Annotated in this window: 18 protein-coding genes; 13 read left to right on the top strand and 5 right to left on the bottom strand. The window is 58.6% G+C overall.

The genetic code is table 11. The features are described 5' to 3' along the window. The coding region (locus ACUTJJ_RS16175) for a LysR family transcriptional regulator (RefSeq protein ID WP_445542784.1) at positions 1-642 on the bottom strand (642 nt) is incomplete at its 3' end. A gap of 110 nt (positions 643-752) precedes the next feature. On the opposite strand from ACUTJJ_RS16175, the gene ACUTJJ_RS16170 reads away from it, so the two are divergent. Continuing rightward, entirely contained in the window at positions 753-1,601 is an 849-nt protein-coding gene (locus ACUTJJ_RS16170) for an urea carboxylase-associated family protein (protein ID WP_296070629.1), read from the top strand. Between the two features lie 92 nt (positions 1,602-1,693). Here ACUTJJ_RS16170 and ACUTJJ_RS16165 read toward each other — a convergent pair whose 3' ends face one another. From ACUTJJ_RS16165 to ACUTJJ_RS16150, 4 genes are read right to left on the bottom strand one after another with little or no spacing between them, the layout of a single operon-like run. After that, positions 1,694-2,125 (bottom strand): HIT family protein, encoded by a 432-nt coding sequence (locus ACUTJJ_RS16165; protein ID WP_296070626.1) that lies wholly within the window; start codon positions 2,123-2,125, stop codon positions 1,694-1,696. Positions 2,126-2,147: 22 nt separating this feature from the next. Beyond that, positions 2,148-3,341, bottom strand: a complete 1,194-nt coding sequence (locus ACUTJJ_RS16160; RefSeq protein ID WP_445542783.1) for a GNAT family N-acetyltransferase — start codon at positions 3,339-3,341, stop codon at positions 2,148-2,150. Continuing rightward, complete coding sequence (locus ACUTJJ_RS16155) at positions 3,338-4,078, bottom strand: glycerophosphodiester phosphodiesterase (RefSeq protein ID WP_296070620.1); 741 nt, start codon at positions 4,076-4,078, stop codon at positions 3,338-3,340. The genes ACUTJJ_RS16160 and ACUTJJ_RS16155 overlap by 4 nt, the downstream gene beginning before the upstream one ends. Continuing rightward, a complete protein-coding gene (locus ACUTJJ_RS16150; protein ID WP_063949068.1) occupies positions 4,075-4,545 on the bottom strand; it encodes a RidA family protein in 471 nt (156 codons plus the stop codon). The genes ACUTJJ_RS16155 and ACUTJJ_RS16150 overlap by 4 nt, the downstream gene beginning before the upstream one ends. 116 nt (positions 4,546-4,661) lie before the next feature. On the opposite strand from ACUTJJ_RS16150, the gene ACUTJJ_RS16145 reads away from it, so the two are divergent. The 12 genes from ACUTJJ_RS16145 to lpxA all read left to right on the top strand — a co-directional run bounded on the left by ACUTJJ_RS16145 (position 4,662) and on the right by lpxA (position 16,914). After that, a complete protein-coding gene (locus tag ACUTJJ_RS16145) occupies positions 4,662-5,504 on the top strand; it encodes a cell envelope integrity EipB family protein (protein WP_209088566.1) in 843 nt (280 codons plus the stop codon). A gap of 192 nt (positions 5,505-5,696) precedes the next feature. Beyond that, positions 5,697-6,464 carry a 30S ribosomal protein S2 gene (gene rpsB / locus ACUTJJ_RS16140; protein ID WP_063949066.1) on the top strand — a complete coding sequence of 256 codons (768 nt, stop codon included), beginning with the start codon at positions 5,697-5,699 and terminating at the stop codon, positions 6,462-6,464. 356 nt (positions 6,465-6,820) lie between these two features. After that, the gene (tsf, locus tag ACUTJJ_RS16135) at positions 6,821-7,747 is read left to right on the top strand and encodes a translation elongation factor Ts (protein WP_004441554.1); all 927 of its coding nucleotides are present in this window, start codon (positions 6,821-6,823) and stop codon (positions 7,745-7,747) included. Positions 7,748-7,844: 97 nt separating this feature from the next. Next, positions 7,845-8,567 carry a UMP kinase gene (gene pyrH / locus ACUTJJ_RS16130; RefSeq protein WP_445542782.1) on the top strand — a complete coding sequence of 241 codons (723 nt, stop codon included), beginning with the start codon at positions 7,845-7,847 and terminating at the stop codon, positions 8,565-8,567. A gap of 62 nt (positions 8,568-8,629) precedes the next feature. Continuing rightward, the gene (gene frr / locus ACUTJJ_RS16125; protein ID WP_004441558.1) at positions 8,630-9,187 is read left to right on the top strand and encodes a ribosome recycling factor; all 558 of its coding nucleotides are present in this window, start codon (positions 8,630-8,632) and stop codon (positions 9,185-9,187) included. Positions 9,188-9,252: 65 nt separating this feature from the next. Then, a complete protein-coding gene (locus tag ACUTJJ_RS16120; protein WP_445542786.1) occupies positions 9,253-9,996 on the top strand; it encodes an isoprenyl transferase in 744 nt (247 codons plus the stop codon). Next, positions 9,996-10,829, top strand: coding sequence for a phosphatidate cytidylyltransferase (locus ACUTJJ_RS16115; RefSeq protein ID WP_445542781.1), 834 nt, complete (start codon positions 9,996-9,998; stop codon positions 10,827-10,829). Before ACUTJJ_RS16120 ends, ACUTJJ_RS16115 begins: the two co-directional genes overlap by 1 nt. Before the next feature lie 50 nt (positions 10,830-10,879). Continuing rightward, positions 10,880-12,001, top strand: coding sequence for an RIP metalloprotease RseP (gene rseP / locus ACUTJJ_RS16110; RefSeq protein WP_172801609.1), 1,122 nt, complete (start codon positions 10,880-10,882; stop codon positions 11,999-12,001). 199 nt (positions 12,002-12,200) lie between these two features. Continuing rightward, the gene (bamA, locus tag ACUTJJ_RS16105) at positions 12,201-14,525 is read left to right on the top strand and encodes an outer membrane protein assembly factor BamA (RefSeq protein ID WP_209088560.1); all 2,325 of its coding nucleotides are present in this window, start codon (positions 12,201-12,203) and stop codon (positions 14,523-14,525) included. A 49-nt stretch (positions 14,526-14,574) separates the two neighbouring features. After that, positions 14,575-15,642, top strand: coding sequence for a UDP-3-O-(3-hydroxymyristoyl)glucosamine N-acyltransferase (lpxD, locus tag ACUTJJ_RS16100; protein WP_445542780.1), 1,068 nt, complete (start codon positions 14,575-14,577; stop codon positions 15,640-15,642). After that, on the top strand, positions 15,635-16,102 hold the full coding sequence (gene fabZ / locus ACUTJJ_RS16095; RefSeq protein WP_063949060.1) for a 3-hydroxyacyl-ACP dehydratase FabZ: 468 nt from the start codon (positions 15,635-15,637) through the stop codon (positions 16,100-16,102). Before lpxD ends, fabZ begins: the two co-directional genes overlap by 8 nt. Continuing rightward, positions 16,099-16,914, top strand: coding sequence for an acyl-ACP--UDP-N-acetylglucosamine O-acyltransferase (lpxA, locus tag ACUTJJ_RS16090; protein ID WP_445542779.1), 816 nt, complete (start codon positions 16,099-16,101; stop codon positions 16,912-16,914). The genes fabZ and lpxA overlap by 4 nt, the downstream gene beginning before the upstream one ends.

Here is a 16,914-nt window from a genome sequence, read left to right as displayed (position 1 = left end):
GTCGGCGAAAATCGGGCCGGTGCTGTCCGGTGGCGCCGTTCCGGCGGCGGCAAACCAGGCCCGCCAGGCCGTTTCGCTATGATCATGCAGCAATTCCGCCTGCAACAGGCTGGCAACCTCTCTGAACGGACCGAACTGGGCGGCGTAACCGGGAGCGCAGGTAGGGCGTGTCTCGGCTCCGAAAAGCGCCACGGCATTCGGCCCGGCGGACACGCCATGCTCGATGGTAAGATCGGCCGGCACGGTCTGCCTTGCGCCGAGATAGCTGATGGACACCTGAATATCTGGATGCATCGCCCGGAAACGCGGGAGCCGCGGCGTTAGAAAATGCGCAATGACTGAAGGCAGGCTGGCGAGACGGACCGTGATGTGATCGCGACGGTCGCGTATGCGTTCTGCGCCGGAAGCGATCTGCCCGAGGTTTGAGGAAACCATCGCGCCGAACTCCTGACCGGCCTGCGTAAGTCTCACGCCCCTGGCATGCCGCTCAAACAGCGCCACGCCAAGCCAGGCCTCCAGATTGCGCACATGCTGGCTGACAGCAGTGGCCGTCATGCCAAGCTCCTGGCCGGCCAGAGAAAAACTCGTTCTTCTGGCCGCGGCTTCGAAAGCGCGGAGGGTGGAAATCGGCGGCAGCTTCATAACGGCCGAGGCTAAGCCAGACTTGGCCTGAGCGCAAGAAAAACCCGTCTTGTCATGCCGCTGTTCCTGACGCAATTTCGTGTCCAACTTTTCATCGCTTAGAGGATTTCATGACCACCCTGCCTGCCGAACCCGCCGACGCCGCCACGCGCCGGGCCGTCCGTCCCGTTGTCGTCTATCCCAACGGCACGCTTGAGGTGCCTGACCTTGCGCGTCTTGCGCAGGCAAAGCAGGGCATGGAGAAGGTGGATGAAGTCATCGTGCCGCCGCGTGACGGCCGCACCTTTACTGTCCCGAGAGGGCATTTTTTTCGTATCGTCAGCGTCGAAGGCCCGCAGGTCGGTGATTTGAACCTGTGGAATGCGAATGATCTCAATGAGCGTTTTTTCAGCGGCAAGACCCGCGCGCTGCATGCCACCCATGTTTCCGTTGGCAACCGGCTGTGGAGCAACCTGCCGTCGTTACGGCCAATGGCGACCATCACCCACGATACGCTGTCATGGTATGGCTTCGACGAGGATGGCGGCGGTGTGCATGACGTGATCGGCACCCGCTGCGATCCCTATACCAACAAGTTGTTGAGCGGGGGCGATTATCACCATTGCTGCCATTCGAACCTGACGAACGCGCTTGCTTCCGCCAAAGGCCTTTCCTTCCGGCAGGCGGAGCCGCATGTTCATGACGTGTTGAATGTCTTCATGTGCACCGGTTTCACCCGTGATACCCACCAGTATTTCATGAAAGCGAGCCCGGTACGTCCGGGTGACTATCTCGAGTTCTTCGCGGAAATCGACCTCATCGGCGCGCTTTCCGCGTGTCCCGGCGGCGACTGCAGCGCCACGCATTCAAGCGACACGGCGGCCTGTTATCCGCTAAAGGTGGAAATATTCCGGCCGGATATGACGGTGCTTGAAGGCTGGCCCTGGCCGGAGCGAAATGCCTATCGTCCTGTGGAATGAGGAAAAACACCTCTCTCGTCATGCCGGACTAAATCCGACATCCGGCCACGGCGCGTCTGCGCCGTGAAAGAACTGAGGCGTCGCATCACCCGTCACAAAGCAAGCGCCGCCTTTATCTTCTCCGCATGGGCCTTCAGCACCTCCCCATCGGCCATCACGCCGGAATGCGGCTTCAGTGGCTCGCCTTCCTTGCGCGGGATGACATGGAAATGCAGGTGGAACACAGTCTGGCCAGCCGCCGGTTCGTTGAACTGAGCGACAAAGACACCATCTGCATCAAAGGCTTCCATCGCCGCGACGGCGAGTTTCTGCACGACGGGAATGGTTCTTGCGAGCACGTCGGGGTCGGCGTCGAGCAGGTTGCGGGAGCCGACCTTGGGTATAACGAGGAGGTGTCCGGGAGCCTGTGGCATCACATCCATGAAGGCCAGGGTATGCTCGTCCTCGTAAAGCTTATGGCTCGGAATCTCGCCACGTAGGATTTTTGCGAAGATATTGTTGTCGTCGTAAGCGCTGGCCGCCATTCTGGTCCCTCCTGATGTCGGACTAAGTGTCCGGTTCCTGTCTTTCGCCCTTGCGGAAGGGCGTGTGCTCATCGAGATAATCGTTGATGTGCTCGACCTCTTCGCGCTCGCGCTGAAGATAATCGGCAATGGCGCGACGCAGGCCCGGATGGGCGATGAAATGCGCCGAGTGGGTGGTGACAGGTACATAACCGCGCGCCAGCTTGTGTTCGCCCTGGGCGCCGGCCTCTACCCGTTTCAATCCCTTCGCGAGCGCAAAATCGATGGCCTGATGGTAACAGACCTCGAAATGCAAGAAGGGGTGGTCCTCGATGCAGCCCCAATGCCGACCGTAGAGCGCGTCCGACCCGATGAAATTGATCGCACCGGCGATGTAACGCCCCTCGCGTTTCGCCATGACAAGCAACACATCATCAGCCATGCGCTCGCCGATCAGCGAATAAAACTTCCGCGTCAGATAAGGCCTGCCCCATTTGCGGCTGCCGGTATCCATGTAGAAGGCAAAAAATTGGTCCCAGATCTCCTCCGTCAGGTCAGAACCTGTCAGCCAATCGATCTCGATCCCGTTTTCCAGCGCGGCCCGGCGCTCCTTCTTGAGCCCCTTGCGCTTGCGTGATGATAGCGCTTCGAGGAAGTCATTGTGGTCGCGATAACCGTCATTGATGAAATGGAATTGCTGGTCGGTGCGGTGCAGAAAATCGCTGGGCAAAAGTGCCGAGAGGTCATCCTCTTCCAGAAAGGTGACGTGCGCCGAAGAGACGCCGATCTTGTCAGTCACTTGCGCGAGACCGGAAGCGAGGAGCGGTTTGAATCGTCTGGCATCTTGGCCAGTGGCGACCAGCAGGCGTGGGCCCGTCGCAGGCGTGAAGGGCACCGAGCATTGCAGTTTGGGATAATAATGCCCGCCAGCGCGCTCGAAGGCATCCGCCCAGCCGTGATCGAAGACGTATTCGCCCTTGCTGTGGTTTTTAAGATAGGCAGGAACGGCGCCGATGAGGGCCCCTGCCGCGTTTTCCAGCAGCAGATGGTGTCCTAGCCAGCCGGTCTTGGCGGTGGCCGAACCGGAGTCTTCCATGGAAGACAGGAATTCATGCGATATGAAGGGGTTGTAGGCATTTCCTGATGCGTTGCGCGACGTTCCGGAAAGCCGTTTCCAGCTTTCCGGATCGATATCCTCGAAGGATTGCGCAATGCGGATGGAGTAATCTTCTGTCATGCCGTGGCGGACGGTCTCTCTCTTGGGTCGAAACCCTCGAATGTCATCTGGTCCGCATATTTATAGGTCGTCTCGCGCGCATTTTCATCCCTGACCGTCCAGGTAATGACCGGAAGCCCGAGTTTTCTTTGCGCTTCGATGAAGCTGTTGGGCAGGTGACCCCAATGATAGGAGATGAAATCGAGCCCCAGCTGCATGGCGTCGTCATGTTGGAAGAAGTCCTCCGGCTTGTCGCCTTCTGCCGTCAGCCCGAGCGGCCAGGGCGAGCCCGCTGCCTTCAGGTCCTTGAGCAGATGGTGATCGAAGCTCATCAGCGCCACATGGCCGTTATAGCCCTCGAGGTCTTCCAGCACCGCTTCGGCAAAGCCGTCATCGACGCCTTCGCCTTCACGGCCTTTCAGTTCAATAACCAGCGGCACCTTGCCAGCCACCAGAGCCAAAAGCTGCTTGAGGCTCGGAACGCGATCCCTGGTTTGGCCGACGGAGAGCATTGCCAGTTCCGCCGAGGTGCGTTCACGCACATCGCCCTTGATTCCCGTCAGTCTTTCCAGGTCGTGGTCGTGGAAAACCACCGGCACACTGTCGGCCGCCAGCTGAACGTCGCATTCGATCGCAAAACCGGCATCGACGGCGCGGGAGAAGGCGGAAAGCGTATTTTCCCAGACTGCCTTGTTGAGATCGTGGTAACCGCGATGGGCAACGGGCTGGGCCGTCAGCCAGGAAAGTTTCAGCGTCATACGTCGATTTCCACAATGGCGTCGATTTCGACCGAGGCATTGAAGGGCAGGGCGGCCATGCCGACGGCGGCGCGGGCATGTTTACCGGCTTCGCCCAGAACATTGGCGATGAGGTTGGACGCACCGTTGATGACGAGATGCTGCTCGACGAACTCAGGCACTGAGGCGACAAAGCCGTTCAGCTTGATGACGCGGCGTACTTTTGAAAGATCGCCATTCAATGCGGCCTTGACCTGTGCGAGAATGTTGACGGCGCAAAGTTCGGCTGCGCGCTGGGCGGCTGGAACGTCGACATCGCGACCAACGAGGCCCGTCACCGCAATCTTGCCCGATTCCATCGGCAGTTGACCCGATACGTAAAGCAGATTGCCGCTGATGGTGAATGGAACGTAGTTTGCAGCTGGTGCTGCGGCGACGGGAAGCGTAAAGCCAAGTTCCTTGAGGCGGCCTTCGATGACTTCGGACATTTTCGTCTCCGGTTTTGTTGTAAATCCTTCAAGAATCCGGCATTCAGAAGATGTTGATCCAAAAGCCGGGCGGTTGCTTGTACAATATGAGCGGCGAGTCCAACAGGAGATATTGCATGTTTGTCAGGACGCTTGGTTTCGTTGCCGCAACAGGGCTGATGACCGGCCTGTCGAACGCCGCCAGCGCCTTGCCCGTCGCAGTTCCGGATCTCATTGCCCATCGCGCCGTCTATGATCTGGAATTGAAGGACGCGTCCGATCGCTCCGGCATCGAAGGCATGACAGGCCGCATGGTGTATGAGTTCACGGGTTCGGCCTGCCAGGGTTACAAGACGGATTTCCGTTTCGTCACGCAGATAAACACCGGCGATGCCGTGCGCATGACCGACCAGCAGACCAAAACCTTCGAGGACCTCGCGGCGAAAAAATTCACCTTCGAGACCAAGTCCTACACCGACGACAAGCTGGACAAGGAAGTGCAGGGTGCCGCGACCGACGATAAGGATGGCGTGAAGGTCGATCTGAAACGTCCGGATGCGCGACAGGTCAATCTCGTCGCCAGCGAGTTTCCGACGCAGCACATGTTCCAGGTCATCGAAAATGCCCGTCAGGGAAAACGCATCTTCGAATCGCGCATTTTCGATGGGTCTGACGATGGCGATGAAAGCCTGATCACGTCGACGCTGGTCGGCAAGTCGCAGATGCCGAAGGATGGCGACGTGGACGCCGGCAAGGCAGGCGAATTTGCCAAGACAGCCTACTGGCCTGTTACGATCGCCTATTACAACGACAAGACGGGTACGGACGCTTTGCCGATCTATCGCATGTCGTTCAAGCTCTACGAAAACGGAATCACCCGCGATCTGACGATGGATTACGGTGATTTTGTTCTGACCGGAAAGCTAGCGAAGCTTGATATTCTCAAGCCCGAAACCTGCGAAAACAAGCCCGTGCGCTGAAACAGGGCCATTTGCGCGGTTTTTTCGCATAATCGCTTGCATTTTAACGCGGGCGACTGTATGCGGCTCACCATTCCACACGCGAAGCTTGGGATGTTCCGGGAGAAATCCGGTTCGTTCCGCCCGGTGGTATCGATGAAAGTCGGTGCTGTTCGCTTCGCGGGGGTTAAACCGGAAAAGGAGTAACAAGGCATGGCATTGCCCGATTTTTCTATGCGCCAGCTTCTGGAAGCTGGTGTTCACTTCGGCCACCAGACGCACCGCTGGAACCCGAAGATGAAGCCGTACATCTTCGGCGACCGTAACAACATCCACATCATCGACCTGGCTCAGACCGTTCCGATGCTGTCGCGCGCCCTTCAGGTCGTGTCCGACACCGTTGCCCGTGGCGGCCGCGTTCTGTTCGTTGGCACCAAGCGCCAGGCGTCGGAAATCATCGCCGACAGCGCAAAGCGTTCGGCCCAGTACTACGTCAACTCCCGCTGGCTCGGCGGCATGATGACCAACTGGAAGACCATTTCGAACTCGATCCAGCGTCTGCGCAAGGTTGACGAGATCCTGAACTCGGAAGGCTCCGGCTACTCCAAGAAGGAACGCCTGAACCTTGAGCGCGAGCGCGAAAAGCTTGAAAAGGCTCTCGGCGGTATCCGCGATATGGGCGGCGTTCCGGACCTGATGTTCATCATCGACACCAACAAGGAAAAGATCGCGATCGAAGAAGCCAAGCGTCTTGGCATCCCGGTCGTTGCTATCATCGACAGCAACTGCGATCCGGACCTCATCGACTACCCGATCCCGGGTAACGACGACGCGTCGCGCGCCATCTCGCTTTACTGCGACCTGATCGCCCGCGCTGCCATCGACGGCATTGCCCGTCAGCAGGGCGCTTCCGGCCGCGACATCGGCGCTTCTGAAGAAGCTCCGATCGAGCCCGCTCTCGAAGACGAGGCTGGCGCCTGATTTAGGCCCTGTCTGGCGGCGATCCGTTTCGCCGTCTCCTCGACCAGGATATGACAAGGCCGTCAAAGACCTTCAATGGGTTGACGGCCTTGTTCGTTTCTAACCGCTCCGCCGTGGTTTTTGGAAACCGCAGGCGTTCGAGGTGGTTGGGACGGCAGGCAGTCTTCATAACGCTGTCACACTAGAGCGGCACCCATCATTTCGATGTTTGGCGACGCCGCAGCACTTGGGAATGCGCATGCCCCTTGCCGGAACCTCAGGGTTTCGAAGGGTGTGCGGCCGGGTACAGTCATCACCCAGAACTTCGGCACGGCAAAATCCGCCGGCTGACCGATCGAACCGATAAGAGGCACACAATGACCGAAATCACAGCCGCAATGGTGAAGGAACTGCGCGAAAAGTCTGGCGCAGGCATGATGGACTGCAAGAAGGCTCTTGCTGAAACCAATGGCGACATGGAAGCGGCGATCGACTGGCTGCGCGCCAAGGGCATCGCAAAGGCCGACAAGAAGTCCGGCCGCACGGCTGCCGAAGGTCTGGTCGGCGTTGCCACCATGGGTCATAAGGCTGTCGTTGTCGAGTTGAACTCGGAAACCGACTTCGTTGCCCGTAACGACGCTTTCCAGGACCTCATCCGCGGCATCGCCCAGGTGGCTCTCTCCACCGATGGCACGGTCGACGCCGTTTCCGCGGCCACCTATCCGGCAACCGGCAAGTCCGTTTCCGACAGCATCAAGGACGCGATCGCGACGATCGGCGAGAACATGACGCTGCGTCGTTCCGCTGCGCTTGAAGTGCCGCACGGTGTTGTTGCGACCTATATCCACAACGCTGCCGGCGACGGCATCGGCAAGCTCGGCGTTCTCGTTGCACTGAAATCGGAAGGCGACAAGGCAGTTCTCAACTCCATCGGCCGCCAGGTTGCCATGCACATCGCTGCGACCAACCCGCTTGCCATCCGCGCTGAAGAAGTCGACGCCGCCGTTGCAGAGCGCGAGCGTAACGTCTTCATCGAACAGGCCCGCGAATCCGGCAAGCCGGAAGCCATCATCGAAAAGATGGTTGATGGCCGCATGCGCAAGTTCTTCGAAGAAGTCGCCCTCCTGTCGCAGGCTTTCGTCATCAACCCCGACCTGACGGTCGGCGCTGCCGTCAAGGAAGCCGAGAAGGAAGCTGGCGCTTCCATCGAAGTCACCGGCATGGTTCGCCTGCTGCTCGGCGAAGGCGTCGAGAAGGAAGAAAGCGATTTCGCAGCTGAAGTCGCCGCAGTCGCCAAGGGCTGATTATATTTACCCAATCTTGGGAAAACGGGAGGGCATCGCGTGACAACGCGGTGCCCTTCGTGTATCCGCGTTTCGGTTACATTTCCGAGGAGTCATGATGTCTTCCAAGCCGATCTACAAACGCGTTCTTCTCAAGGCTTCCGGCGAAGCCCTCATGGGTGATCAGGGTTTCGGTATCGATGTGGCGGTGGCCGACCGTATTGCCTCCGATATCGCTGAGGCGAGGGCGATGGGCGTTGAAGTCGGCGTGGTCGTCGGCGGCGGTAATATTTTCCGCGGCGTTGCCGTGGCATCCAAGGGGGGCGACCGCGTCACCGGCGACCATATGGGCATGCTGGCAACCGTGATCAATGCACTGGCGCTTGCAACCTCGCTGCGAAAGCTGAGCATCGATACCGTGGTTCTCTCGGCAATCGCCATGCCTGAGATCTGTGAGAGTTTCTCCCAACGTGCTGCCCTCCATCACCTGGCCCAGGGCCGCGTGGTGATCTTTGCCGGCGGCACGGGGAACCCGTTCTTCACCACCGATTCTGCTGCTGCCCTGCGCGCGGCCGAAATGGGCGCCGAGGCGATCTTCAAGGGCACCCAGGTGGATGGCATCTATTCCGCCGATCCGAAGAAGGACCCGACAGCGACCCGTTTCGACGAGCTGACCCATAGCGAAGTGCTCGGCAAAGGGCTCGCTGTCATGGATATCGCCGCGGTGGCGCTTGCCCGCGAAAACCACATCCCGATCATTGTTTTCTCGATCCATGAGAAGGGCGGTTTTGCACAGATATTGACCGGCGACGGCCGCAAGACCATCGTGCACGACAAGTAATCCAAAACGATGCCGCCCTTAAGGGCGAATACGGCCGCTGGCCGACAAGATGGAGTATCAAGATGAGTGGTGTTGACCTCAACGATATCAAGCGCCGTATGGATGGCGCCATCAATGCATTCAAGAGCGATATCGCGTCGCTGCGCACCGGCCGCGCGTCGGCCAATATTCTGGACCCGGTCACCGTTGATGCCTACGGCTCGCGCGTGCCGCTCAACCAGGTGGCCAACATCACCGTTCCCGAGCCGCGCATGCTCGGCGTCAATATCTGGGACAAGTCGATGGTCAATGCCGTGGACCGCGCCATCCGCGAATCCAACCTCGGCCTCAACCCCATCGTTGACGGCCAGAACCTCCGTATTCCGCTGCCTGAACTCAACGAAGAGCGCCGCAAATCCCTCGTCAAGGTCGCTCACGACTACGCCGAAAAGTCGAAGGTCGCTATTCGCCATGTGCGTCGTGATGGCATGGACGGTCTGAAAAAAGCCGAAAAGGATGGTGACATCGGTCAGGACGAAAGCCGTGGCCAGTCGGAAAAAGTGCAGAAAATGACCGACGACACGATTTCGGAAATTGACCGCTTGCTTGCCGAGAAGGAAAAGGAAATCATGCAGGTCTGATATCGCTTGCGATAGACGTCTGCTTTTTCCGTTTGAATTCCGCGCCGCCCTATTACTGGATCGATATGCCGACGACGACACGTTCCTCCATACCCGAGCACGTCGCCATCATAATGGATGGCAATGGCCGCTGGGCAAAGCAGCGCGGTCTTCCGCGCGTGATGGGGCATCGCCGCGGTGTGGAGGCCGTGCGCGAGACCGTGCGCGCGGCCGGTGATTGCGGCATACGTTATCTCACCCTGTTTGCCTTCTCTTCGGAAAACTGGCGCAGGCCGGAATCCGAAGTCAGTGATCTGATGGGGCTGCTGAAGGCCTTCATCCGGCGCGACCTTGCCGAGCTGCACCGCGAGAATGTGCGCGTGCGGATCATCGGTGACCGGCAGGGGCTGAAGAACGATATCCGCGCGCTTCTGGAAGAGGCGGAGCAGATGACGGCCGAAAATACCAAGCTGACGCTGGTGATCGCCTTCAACTATGGCAGCCGTGACGAGATCGCTCGCGCAACGGTGTCAATCGCGCTTGATGTTGCCGCAGGCAGGCTCGACGCCGCCTCCATCACGCCGGAAATGATTTCGTCCCGGCTCGACACATCGGGGATTCCCGATCCGGATCTGATTATCCGCACCAGTGGCGAAGAGCGTCTGTCCAACTTCCTCCTCTGGCAGGCAGCCTATTCGGAATTCCTCTTCGTGCCGGAATATTGGCCCGACTTCGACCGCCAGCGATTCTTCTCTGCAATTGAGCAATATGCAACGCGTGACCGCCGTTTCGGTGCACTCACCGAGCAGGTTGCCGTGGCAGGTGCCTGATGAGCCGTGAACTCAGGCTCCGGATCGTTTCCGCGATCGTCATGGCCGCGGTCATCCTGGCCGCGACGTGGTATGGCGGCATCCTGTTCCGCATCGTTGCTGGTCTTCTCGCGATTCTCATCTATTACGAGTGGTCGACGATTACCCGGATGTCGGAGAGCAACCCCACCGGCAATGCCTGGGGCTGGTTTTCTGTCGCTGTCATTGCCGGCAATACGATTTTCGGTGAAGCTTCGCTGGACCTGCCGCTCTTATCCGGCTTCACGCTGACAGCGGCGTTGTTTCCGGTGCTGCGCGGCCGGAACTGGTGGCTGGTGGGCGGCATATTTTACGCGGGCCTGAGCGGCATATCGCTCGCAGCCATTCGCGGTGACGAACTGACGGGCCTCGTGTCCATCCTGTTCATCTTTGCGGTTGTCTGGTCGACGGACATTCTTGCTTATTTCGTTGGTCGCGCCATCGGCGGGCCAAAACTCGCGCCTGCCATCTCTCCGGGTAAGACATGGTCGGGCGCGATCGGCGGGGCGATTGCGGCCATCATCGGCGGTGCATTGGTCTCCATGGCCTATCATGGTCGCATCAGCCTGCTGGTGCTGGGACTGGCGCTGATCCTTTCGATCTTCAGCCAGATTGGCGATCTCTTCGAATCCTTCGTGAAACGACGGTTTCAGGTCAAGGATTCAAGCCATCTCATTCCTGGTCATGGCGGCTTCATGGACCGTGTTGACGGTCTTGTTTTCGCCTGCTTTACGGTATTCCTCATAGCTTTCGTGCATGCGGCGGCAACCGGCGACGTGCCCGGATCGAGCGGCGGGCTGTTACCGGGCTTCTAAGGCGGCGCAAAAGGTCACGATATAAAGGGCAGATTGTCATGAACACAGTAATGGCGGCGACTGGTTTTCTGACCGGCTATATCGTGCCTTTCATCCTGGTCCTGTCCCTGCTCGTTTTTGTTCATGAGATGGGCCATTATCTTGTCGGTCGGTGGTGTGGCATCCGCTCCACCGCATTCTCGGTCGGTTTTGGCCCGGAACTGGTCGGATTTACCGACAAGCGCGGGACGCGCTGGAAGATTTCCGCGATTCCGCTTGGCGGCTACGTCAAATTTTTTGGCGATGAGGATGCCGCGAGCAAGCCTGACAGTTCCGGTCTTTCCCACATGTCGCTGGAGGAGAGGGCGCAAACGCTTTCCGGCGCAAAGCTGTGGAAAAGGGCAGCGACGGTCGCTGCAGGCCCGATCGCGAATTTCATCCTCGCGATTCTCATTTTTGCAGTGCTCTTCGGCATCTATGGTCGGATGATTGCGGATCCGGTCGTTGCGGAAGTTCGTGAAAACAGTGCGGCGGCGGTTGCCGGCGTCAAGGCGGGTGACCGTCTGATCGCCATCGATGGCGAGAAGGTACTGACATTCGAGGATGTTCGCCGTTATGTCGGCATTCGTCCCGGCACGCCGATTACGGTGACTGTGGAGAGGGCAGGCGAGGAACTGACGCTGCCGATGGTTCCGACCCGCACCGAGACGACCGACCAGTTCGGTAACAAGCTCGAAATGGGCATCATCGGCATCGTCACCGACCAGACCAGCGGCAATTTCCGCCACATCGAATATTCGCCGGTCCAGGCGCTCGCCGAGGGTGTGCGTGAAACAGGCCATGTCATCACCGGCACGTTCAACTATATCGGAAACCTCGTCACCGGCCGCATGAATGCCGATCAGCTGGGCGGTCCCGTGCGGGTGGCGCAGGCATCCGGACAGATGGCGACACTCGGAATTTCCGCCGTTATCCAGCTCGCCGCGGTTCTTTCGGTATCGATCGGTCTCCTGAATTTGATGCCCGTCCCGGTTCTGGACGGCGGCCATCTCGTGTTCTACGCCATCGAGGCAATTAGAGGCCGGCCGCTCGGCGCCGGCGCGCAGGAAGTGGCGTTCCGTATCGGAATGATGATGATTTTGGGCCTTATGGTTTTTGCAACATGGAATGATATCAGCAGCTTGATTGGCTGAGGATTGTGTTTTAACGGTTTTGTTAGTCGGTTGTTTACCTTGTTTTTATGCCAAAGTGGCGAATGAGCCACTCTGGAGCACGAAGTAAACAGAATTTAACGTTCACGCTTGCTTGTAGGGGAAAAGCAGGTAAAACGACGCACATGGCCGGAGTCGGGTTCCGCCCGCTGAGGGACAACGTAAAAGGGTAAGAATTGAAATGAAGGCTGGTTCAAGATTTTTGAACGCTGTGTCGGCGGTTGCTCTGTCTGCCGGTGTTTCTTCGGTTGCGGGCCTTGGTGTGCTTGCCTCTGCTGGCGTTGCACAGGCAGCCGTCATCAGCAGAATTGACGTTCGCGGGGCCGAAAGGTCTGGTGCGGATTCGGTTCGTTCCAACATCACCATTGCGCCAGGCAAGAACTTTTCCAATTCGGACATCGATGAGTCGGTGAAGCGTCTTTACGCCACCGGTTACTTCTCGAATGTCGCCATGCGCGTTTCCGGCAGCACGCTGGTCGTGACGGTCAACGAGAACCAGCTTGTCAACCAGGTGGTGTTCAACGGCAACCGCAAGATCAAGGACGACAAGCTCGCCGGCGTCGTGCAGACCCAGCCGATGGGCCCGTTCAATCAGGCCATCGTGACGGCTGACATCGCCCGCATCAAGGACGCCTATGCTGCCATCGGTCGTAGCGATGTCGAAATCACCACGCAGACCGTGTCTGTCGGTCAGGGCCGTGTAAACATTGCTTTCGTCATCAACGAAGGTGAGCGCACGAAGATCGGCCGCATCGATTTCATTGGCAACAATGCCTATAGCGATGGTCGTCTCGCCGCCGTGATCAATACCAAGAAGTCCAACATGTTGTCGTTCCTGACGCGTAAGGACGTCTACAACGAGGACAAGCTGCGCGCCGATGAAGAGGCGCTGCGCCAGTTCTACTATAACCACGGTTATGCCGACTTCCGCGTCGTCTCTTCCGAGGCGGTCCTGGACGAGGCCAAGAACGAATACACCATCTCCATCACGGTTGACGAAGGCAAGAAGTACAACTTCGGCAACGTCGCGGTCGAATCGACCGTTCCGGGCGTCGATGGTTCCGAGCTTCAGGGTCTTGTTGAAACCCGTCAGGGTGGAAGCTACAGCGCCAAGGAAGTTCAGCAGAGCATGGAAGCGATTTCCAAGCGCGTTGCCGGTGAAGGTTATCCTTTCGCCCGTGTTACGCCGCGCGGCGACCGCGACATGTCTGGCAACACCATTGGCGTGACCTATATCGTCGATCAGGGCGAGCGCGCCTACGTCGAGCGTATCGAAATCCGCGGTAACACTCGCACGCGTGACTATGTCATCCGTCGCGAATTCGATATTTCCGAAGGCGATGCGTTCAACCAGACGGTCATTACCGCTGCAAAGCGTCGCCTCGAAGCGCTGGGTTACTTCTCGAAGGTCAATATTTCGACCGCCGGCGGCAGCGCGCCTGACCGCGTCGTGATCGTGGTTGACGTTGAAGATCAGTCGACGGGTTCGTTCGGTATCGGTGCGGGCTACTCGCAGAACGATGGCGTGCTGCTCGAAGCATCGGTCGAAGAAAAGAACTTCCTCGGTCGCGGTCAGTATATCCGCGTCGCCGCTGGTGCCGGTGAAGACGATGCGCGTACGTACTCGCTGTCCTTCACGGAGCCCTATTTCCTCGGCTATCGTCTGGCTGCCGGCTTCGACCTCTTCAAGAACCAGAGCAAGAGCGAAGACTTCTATAACTACGACGAACAGGGCTTTGCACTGCGCGTCACCGCTCCGATCACGGAAGATCTGTCGACGACGTTCAAATACACCTACAAGCAGATCAATTATGACGGTAAGGGCGACTGGCAGAACAACGCCAATCTCGCAGAACCTTATCAGGCTCTGATCCGCGGTGGCGACTGGACCCAGTCGATCATTTCGAACACCTTGAACTACAACACGCTCGATGACCGCAACATGCCGCGCGAAGGCTGGCAGGCTGCGTTGACGAACGAATTTGCAGGTCTCGGTGGTGACTCCGAATACTACAAGATCTATGCCAAGGCGCGGTACTACCACACGCTGTCCGACGAGTATGACATCATCGGATCGCTCACCGGTCAGGCTGGTCATGTCATGCCGACGAATGACAATCTTCTGGTCTTCGATCAATTCAAGTTCGGCGGTCGTCAGGTTCGCGGCTTCAAGAACGATGGTATCGGTCCGCGTATCGGTTATGACTCCATCGGCGGCACGACCTACTTTGCGGCTTCTGCTGAAGTGACGGCGCCAATGCCTGGCGTTCCGGAAGACTTCGGCCTGCGTCTCGCCGGCTTCGTCGATGCTGGCACGATGTATGGCAACAAGGTCTCCACATCGCAGACCGTCAAGGACGACAACTCCATCCGCGCATCTGCCGGTATCGGTGTGATGTGGGCGTCGCCTTTCGGTCCGATCCGCGTCGATTACGCCGTTCCTTTCGCCAAGGAAGACTACGACGAGGAACAGCGTTTCCGGTTTGGCATGTCCAACACTTTCTGATATCGGCAGTCCAGAACTGCAAGTTTGAACGTTCTGGAGTTTCCGGCTGATGGAATACAACGCATTTTTTCCGCCCCACGAGGGACTGCGATTGAAAGACATCGCAGACCGTTTTGGGGCGGAACTGTCTGATGAGGCGGCAGGTGAACGGATGATCCGAGCGGTTTCGCCCGTCTATCGGGCAAAGCCCGATCAGCTCTGCTATATACTGTCGCGCAAGAATCGCGATGAATTACAGACCTGCGAAGCGGGCGCCGTCATTTGTGACGCAGCGCTTGTCGATATGCTTCCGTCCAATATCCCCGCGCTGATATCAAAAAATCCGCACACGCTGTTTGCGCAGGTGGGCGCTCTGCTGCATCCTTCGGCGATGCGTCCGGGACCAGTCGCGCGCATGGAAGCCGAAATTTCCCATGCCGCGCATGTCGATCCATCCGCACAATTGGAAGAAGGCGTCATCGTCGAGGCACTTGCCGTCATCGGAGCGGGTGCCCATATCGGCGCGGGCACGCGCATCGGCCCCGGAGTGATCATTGGACAGGATGTGCAGATTGGCCGCGATTGCACCATCGCCGGTGGCGCCAGCGTGCTTGCGGCGCTCCTCGGCAACAATGTGATTATCCACAATGGGGCCCGTATCGGTCAGGATGGGTTTGGTTACGCTCCCGGTCCGCGGGGCATGCTGAAGATCGTGCAGGTTGGCCGTGTCATCATTCAGGACAATGTCGAGATTGGCGCCAACACCACGATAGATCGCGGCACCATGGATGATACGGTGATCGGTGAAGGCACCAAGATCGATAATCAGGTTCAGGTCGGTCATAATGTGCGCATTGGCCGCCATTGTGGCATCGTCAGCAAGGTCGGCATTGCAGGCAGCACCCGCATCGGCGACGGTGTGATGATTGGTGGCGCGGCCGGCATCAACGGCCATATCACCATTGGCGATGGCGCGCAGATCGCCGCGATGAGCGGTGTTGTGGCCGATGTGCCGGCAGGCGCGCGTTACGGCGGAACGCCGGCGCGGCCGATGAAATATTTCCTGCGCGACATGGCCGAGATTCTGGCCCGCGCTGAAGGGCGTGATAAAAAAACAGGAGAGAAAAACAATGACTGAAGAAACGAAGACGACGCTTGGCGCGGCTGACATTCTGGAAGTCATGAAGCTTCTGCCGCATCGTTACCCATTTCTGCTGATCGACAAGATCATCGAAATCGACGGCAACAATTCGGCAATCGGCATCAAGAACGTCACGGTCAATGAACCGCATTTTACCGGTCACTTCCCGGACCGTCCGATCATGCCGGGCGTTTTGATCGTCGAAGCCATGGCCCAGACGGCCGGCGCCATTTGCGCCCGCAGCCAGGGCGAGGGCGGCTATCTGGTCTACTTCATGACGATCGACAACGCGCGTTTCCGCAAGCCAGTGGTTCCCGGCGATCGCCTCGAAATTCATGTCACCAAGCAGCGTCAGCGCGGCAATGTATTTAAATTCCATTGTGAGGCAAAGGTGGACGGCGCGCTGGTTGCGGAGGCCGATGTGGGCGCCATGATGATCCCCGAGGACCAGCAATGAGCACGATTGCGGCTTCGGCCAGGATTCACTCGAGCGCGATCGTTGAGGACGGCGCGGTGATCGGTGAAAGCGTTGTCATCGGCCCGCTTGCCTATGTCGGTCCGAAGGTGACGCTGCATGACGGTGTGAGGCTGCACAACCATGCCGTGGTGTCCGGTCTGACGGTGATTGGCCGCGATTCGGTCATTCATCCTATGGCGGTTATTGGCGGAACGCCGCAGGCGGTTCGTCATGATGGTTCTGAGACGACGCTGGAGATTGGCGAGCGGTGCATCATGCGCGAAGGCGTGACGATGAACGCCGGAAGCTCCGACGGCAGCAGCAAGACCATCATCGGTGACGACAACCTGTTCCTCGCCAATTCGCATGTGGCGCATGATTGCCGCCTGGGCAGCCACATCATCCTGTCCAACAATGTCATGCTGGCGGGACATGTCACAATCGAAGATCGCGCGATTCTGGGCGGTGGTTGCGCCGTGCACCAGTTCACGCGTATCGGCCGGCAGGCCTTCATCGGCGGGCTCTCCGCTGTCAATTACGACGTGATTCCCTATGGCATGCTGAACGGGAATCCGGGGATTCTTGGTGGCCTCAACGTCGTCGGCATGACACGCGCCGGCATCGAGCGCGCCGACATCCATAAGGTCCGGCGCGTTTACAAGGCCATTTTCGAAGCGGATGGCCCCATCCGCGCCAATGCGGCAGCCATTGACCGTAACGACTATCTGGATTGCCCGCAGGCGCTTGAAGTCATCGATTTCATTGGCGCAGGCACCGATCGCGCGATTTCGTCGCCCAACCGGGGCAAGTGA

The organism is Agrobacterium sp. DKPNP3 (genome assembly GCF_052686535.1).
This window is presented reverse-complemented; position numbering and strand designations above follow the sequence as displayed.

Excerpts from the sequence above, each read along its gene's own strand:
- bamA (WP_209088560.1), top strand. The coding sequence starts at position 12,201 with ATGAAGGCTGGTTCAAGATTTTTGAACGCTGTGTCGGCGGTTGCTCTG.
- frr (WP_004441558.1), top strand. The coding sequence starts at position 8,630 with ATGAGTGGTGTTGACCTCAACGATATCAAGCGCCGTATGGATGGCGCC.
- ACUTJJ_RS16145 (WP_209088566.1), top strand. The coding sequence starts at position 4,662 with ATGTTTGTCAGGACGCTTGGTTTCGTTGCCGCAACAGGGCTGATGACC.
- ACUTJJ_RS16115 (WP_445542781.1), top strand. The coding sequence starts at position 9,996 with ATGAGCCGTGAACTCAGGCTCCGGATCGTTTCCGCGATCGTCATGGCC.
- ACUTJJ_RS16150 (WP_063949068.1), bottom strand. The coding sequence starts at position 4,545 with ATGTCCGAAGTCATCGAAGGCCGCCTCAAGGAACTTGGCTTTACGCTT.
- ACUTJJ_RS16160 (WP_445542783.1), bottom strand. The coding sequence starts at position 3,341 with ATGACAGAAGATTACTCCATCCGCATTGCGCAATCCTTCGAGGATATC.
- tsf (WP_004441554.1), top strand. The coding sequence starts at position 6,821 with ATGACCGAAATCACAGCCGCAATGGTGAAGGAACTGCGCGAAAAGTCT.
- lpxD (WP_445542780.1), top strand. The coding sequence starts at position 14,575 with ATGGAATACAACGCATTTTTTCCGCCCCACGAGGGACTGCGATTGAAA.
- rseP (WP_172801609.1), top strand. The coding sequence starts at position 10,880 with ATGGCGGCGACTGGTTTTCTGACCGGCTATATCGTGCCTTTCATCCTG.
- fabZ (WP_063949060.1), top strand. The coding sequence starts at position 15,635 with ATGACTGAAGAAACGAAGACGACGCTTGGCGCGGCTGACATTCTGGAA.
- ACUTJJ_RS16165 (WP_296070626.1), bottom strand. The coding sequence starts at position 2,125 with ATGGCGGCCAGCGCTTACGACGACAACAATATCTTCGCAAAAATCCTA.
- lpxA (WP_445542779.1), top strand. The coding sequence starts at position 16,099 with ATGAGCACGATTGCGGCTTCGGCCAGGATTCACTCGAGCGCGATCGTT.
- rpsB (WP_063949066.1), top strand. The coding sequence starts at position 5,697 with ATGGCATTGCCCGATTTTTCTATGCGCCAGCTTCTGGAAGCTGGTGTT.
- ACUTJJ_RS16170 (WP_296070629.1), top strand. The coding sequence starts at position 753 with ATGACCACCCTGCCTGCCGAACCCGCCGACGCCGCCACGCGCCGGGCC.
- pyrH (WP_445542782.1), top strand. The coding sequence starts at position 7,845 with ATGTCTTCCAAGCCGATCTACAAACGCGTTCTTCTCAAGGCTTCCGGC.
- ACUTJJ_RS16120 (WP_445542786.1), top strand. The coding sequence starts at position 9,253 with ATGCCGACGACGACACGTTCCTCCATACCCGAGCACGTCGCCATCATA.
- ACUTJJ_RS16155 (WP_296070620.1), bottom strand. The coding sequence starts at position 4,078 with ATGACGCTGAAACTTTCCTGGCTGACGGCCCAGCCCGTTGCCCATCGC.